Source organism: Aeromonas sp. ZOR0001 (assembly GCF_000801015.1).
Lineage (GTDB): Bacteria > Pseudomonadota > Gammaproteobacteria > Enterobacterales > Aeromonadaceae > Aeromonas > Aeromonas veronii.
In genome coordinates this window covers 1-2,817 of record NZ_JRJY01000021.1, presented here as the reverse complement: position 1 = coordinate 2,817, position 2,817 = coordinate 1, and the positions used below count along the sequence as shown (strand labels likewise).

2 protein-coding genes and 1 pseudogene are annotated in these 2,817 nt (G+C 56.0%); 1 reads left to right on the top strand and 2 read right to left on the bottom strand.

Features of this window, described 5'->3' with window-relative positions:
• Nucleotides 1-105: 105 nt before the first annotated feature.
• Nucleotides 106-1,455: pseudogene (locus tag L972_RS02530) on the top strand (ISNCY family transposase); the annotation flags it as partial.
• 671 nt (nt 1,456-2,126) lie between these two features.
• Here L972_RS02530 and L972_RS21260 read toward each other — a convergent pair.
• Together L972_RS21260 and L972_RS02525 are read right to left on the bottom strand one after the other, a co-directional pair.
• The gene (locus tag L972_RS21260) at nt 2,127-2,459 is read right to left on the bottom strand and encodes a hypothetical protein (protein ID WP_139714690.1); all 333 of its coding nucleotides are present in this window, start codon (nt 2,457-2,459) and stop codon (nt 2,127-2,129) included.
• Nucleotides 2,443-2,697, bottom strand: coding sequence for a hypothetical protein (locus L972_RS02525; protein ID WP_139714689.1), 255 nt, complete (start codon nt 2,695-2,697; stop codon nt 2,443-2,445). Before L972_RS02525 ends, L972_RS21260 begins: the two co-directional genes overlap by 17 nt.
• Between the last annotated feature and the right edge of the window lie 120 nt (nt 2,698-2,817).

Genomic DNA, 2,817 nt, shown 5'->3' with positions numbered 1-2,817 from the left:
TGTTAGCCCCAAATTGTAATGTCCGCTTTGAGCCAGATTGAAATGTCCGGCTAGGGCCCCCTCAGTTATACCTTGTGAGATAGGTGTCACCACGGAGGGGTTCTCATGGCACAAAGCGAGCTGATATTCACCATGAAAGAGGTAGACCGTCTCAAGACCATCCAGGCCGTGGTGGAAGGCCACATACCCAGCACGATAGCGGCACAGCGCCTGTCATTGACGCCACGGCATCTACGCCGCCTGGTGGCCCGTTACGTGGAGGATGGCCCATTAGGGCTGCGCTCCCGCAAGTTCGGGATGAAAGGCAATCGGCAACTGCCGAGTGGGCTCAAGGAGCAAGCCTATCAGCTGATCACCCAGCACTACCCTGATTTCGGGCCGACCTTGGCCGCTGAGAAACTGGCGGAACAGCACGGTATCAATCTGGCCGTGGAGACCGTGCGCCAGATGATGATTGCAACGGGGCTATGGGTGCCGCGCCGGCAACGGCCACCCAGGATCCAGCAGCCTCGTTACCGCCGCGCCTGCTTTGGTGAGTTGATCCAGGTTGACGGTTGCGACCACCGCTGGTTTGAGGATCGAGCGCCAGCCTGTACCGCCATCGTGTTCGTGGATGATGCGACCAGCCAGATCACCGCCCTGCGCTTTGTGCATTCCGAATCGACTTTTGCCTACTTCGGCACCTTGCGCGATCACCTGGTTGCCCACGGCAAGCCGCTGGCGCTTTACAGCGACAAGGCCAGCGTGTTCAGGGTCAATCACAAGTCCTCCCGTGGCGAGGGCCAGACACAGTTTGCCCGCGCCCTGGACGAACTCAATATCGAGGGGTTCTGCGCTCATAGCAGTGCGGCCAAGGGCCGTGTAGAGCGCGCACACCTGACGTTACAAGATCGCCTGGTGAAAGAGTTGAGATTGGCGGGGATCAGCTCGATTGACGATGCCAATACGTGGCTGCCTGGCTTTATCTCCGATTACAACCGGCGCTTCGGTAAAGCCCCCTTGCATGAGGTGGACGTACACCGCCCCCTGGGCCCTCATGATGACTTGGAGCGTACCCTGATCTGGAAGGAGCCCAGGCAGGTATCAAAACGGCTCACAACCCAATATGACAAGGTGCAATACCTGTTGCTCGATACCCCCGCGCAGCGGCGGCTGATCGGTCGAGAGATCATGGTGTACCACTATTGCGATGATCGGGTGGAGTTACGAGGGCTTGATGGCCAGCTCCTGGATTACTGCATCAAGGATCAGCTGGCACCGGTGAATCAAGGGGCGATTGTCGATAACAAGCGGCTTGGCCATGTGCTGTTGATGGCCCAAGAGGTTCAGACCATGCGGGATGATGTTCGTTCGCGAGCTGCGCCAAGCAGCCCGACGACGAACCGCCGTCGCGGGCCGCATCCTGACAAGGTTAAGCCAAACCGACTAGGGGAAGAGCAGTATTACAAGGCCCTGCTGGACGTCAGCGGCGAAAGGCTGGAAGCGCAACCTGACAGGCCTGAGCTGGCGGACATTGCGAAGGAAGCCGCGCAGACGGTGGCAAAGCGCAAACGGGGTAGGCCGCAGATCACCGGCCCCCGGGACGAAACACCATCCCCTGTTGTGCAAGCGGCCATCAGTCAGTGGCAACAGAGATCGCGACAGGACGAGGTGTAGTTTGGGCGCCGACGTCAGTGTCGGAACGGTACTTTTCGAGGGGGCATCGTCGATATAACACCAACTACGCTGTTGCGCGTGTTGCGCTGTGTTGCAGGGTTCCGTGCAACGCAATTTTGCGGGCATCCAACACTGACGTCGGCGCCCGTTCGGCTGGCGCCGACGTCAGTGTCAGAACGAACAAGGCCAGCTCGAAAGCTGGCCTTGCTGGATTTTTGCATTGGTCGGTGGACTAGGGACTGACCGCCGCGAGGATACCTCCTCAACCTCCCTCTGTTTAAGTTTGACAGGCTCAAGTCCACATCCCGTTCAAACCGATCCGGCCCGCTTTGGTGTCCGGCTGCTATAGGTTCCCAGTGAATATAGCACACTGCATCCGGCATTCAAGAGGGGAGAAATCCGTTACGACACTGACGTCGGCGCCCGTTTTAATGATTAGTATGAGTACCCGTACTCATACTAATCGCTCCCTAACCAGGGAGCTCAATCCCCCATCGGGTGAGCTTTTCACGGACTTTATCGGAGTCCCGTTTTATGTGGGCTCGGGCGTATTCACTTGATGAAGAGACTTGCATGGCCACGGCTTGAAACTCTGGGTCAGTTTTCTTTCTGCGCGTCGTCAACGCCTGCAAATAGCGCTCTGCCAGTTGTTGGCTATCGAGACTGACTGAGGCCCCAGGGCCACATAAGCGGCCACCTGCAGACATGAATAGCGAGCCCTTTTCCAATTCACCAACCAGTTCAAATGGCACTCGATCCGAGTATTGAACTTGCACCGTGAACCACTCAATTTTGTGTTTCACATTCATCCCCTGTGCCATATTTGCTTTCGTACCAGGCAATAAATGCCCCCCAGGGAAGAGAACGCATTTTTGTGAGCGCTTCAGCAACTTCGGGGTCGAAGCACTCGGTCACATCATCCATAATCTTCTTCGCTTGAGCGGCCAGCTCTGGTTGTTGTTCAACCCAGCGTGTAATGGCTGTTTCGTACAACGAATCAGCTTCTTCAGCCAGTTCCAGCATGGTTCTTTTTTGAGTCACAACGGCATCCTCTTATGAATCTTCAGCAGCTGATTTTGACATGACTCTTAACTCAATTTCACCAAGATCTCGGACATTTGGATTTAGCTAAAAACCGGTCATTTCAAATAGTTTTTGACA